This window comes from Tenacibaculum sp. M341 (genome assembly GCF_004337695.1).
Lineage (GTDB): Bacteria > Bacteroidota > Bacteroidia > Flavobacteriales > Flavobacteriaceae > Polaribacter.
This window is the reverse complement of the sequence record NZ_SJXJ01000053.1, coordinates 1-1,201: the sequence shown is the minus strand read 5'-3', so window position 1 is coordinate 1,201 and position 1,201 is coordinate 1. Positions and strand designations below refer to the sequence as shown.

1 protein-coding gene is annotated in these 1,201 nt (G+C 29.2%); it reads right to left on the bottom strand.

The annotated features are described in order from the left end of the window. Nucleotides 1-12: 12 nt before the first annotated feature. On the bottom strand, nucleotides 13-987 hold the full coding sequence (locus EYW44_RS21875) for an IS110 family transposase (RefSeq protein WP_132727998.1): 975 nt from the start codon (nucleotides 985-987) through the stop codon (nucleotides 13-15). Between the last annotated feature and the right edge of the window lie 214 nt (nucleotides 988-1,201).

Below are 1,201 nucleotides of genomic sequence, written 5' to 3'. Positions count from 1 at the left end.
AATGAACTGTGCTTAAAAACAAATATTTTCTTGATAATTTTCTATATATTTTTGCTTAGAATTAGCTATTGCAAAAGCTTGTTTTAAAAGTTTATTAGCAATAGCTATTTTTATAACTCTTTCTGGTTTTCCCTTGGTCTTTAATCTATCATACATTTGTTTACATGCTTTATTATACTTTTTAGCTGTCCAACTACATAAATAAAGAAGTTTACGTATTTGAGACTTACCCATTTTACAAATATGACCTTTACCTTTGACACTAGTTCCTGATTCATAAATTCTTGGACTCAGCCCAACATAAGCAATAAGCTTCTTATAATGAGAGAACTTCTTAAAATTATCTGTAATAACGATCAACATGATAGCTGTTTTATTTCCTATACCTGGTATAGATGTCAATAATTCATAACTTTGGTTATAATGAGATTTACAAATGGCTAACATCTGATTTTCTATCTCTTTAATAGCAGATGTTAAATAAACTAGTAGCGCCTCTAATCTTGATGAAACTTCATTACTTATGTATCCTGTAGCTTCAAAAGATTCTTGTTGCCTTTTAGTTTGATGATACTGCTTTTTTAATAATTCTAAGCAACTATGCTGTTGTTGCAATGCTTGTATAAACTCTTGACTAGGTTTCCATATAGGCAACTCATCTCGTTGAAGAATACCATATTCCATTATAGTAGCGGCATCTTTTTTATCTGTTTTAGCTCTGTAAAAACGCATTTGACTATAACGTCTTATTATCAAAGGATTCAATACACTAACAATGATATTATGACTATGTAAGTAATTAGCTAAACGCATATAGTAAGGTCCAGAAGCTTCCATAACTATAATATCTCTATTTTTTATAAGTTCCATAAAACTTATGAAACCAAATAAATTATTGTCATAAACTTTATGAATTAATCTCTCTTGTTGCTCAAAACAAACATCAAATGTTTGCTTACTAATGTCAATTCCTATAATTTTACTCATAACTTTGAAATTAATGCTTGTTGATTATCGATCCTAAATTCAGGCTCTAAGGCCTAATGAACTGTTCAATCTTTAAGCACATGGAGAAAGGGACAGCCATTGCGAACTGTTTTGTAAACTAATGACGAGCTTTTGTCTTGTTCTTTCTCCTTTTATTAAATCTCTAAATCTAAAACTTTAATAAAATTTATTCCTAATACAAACATAGGATGAC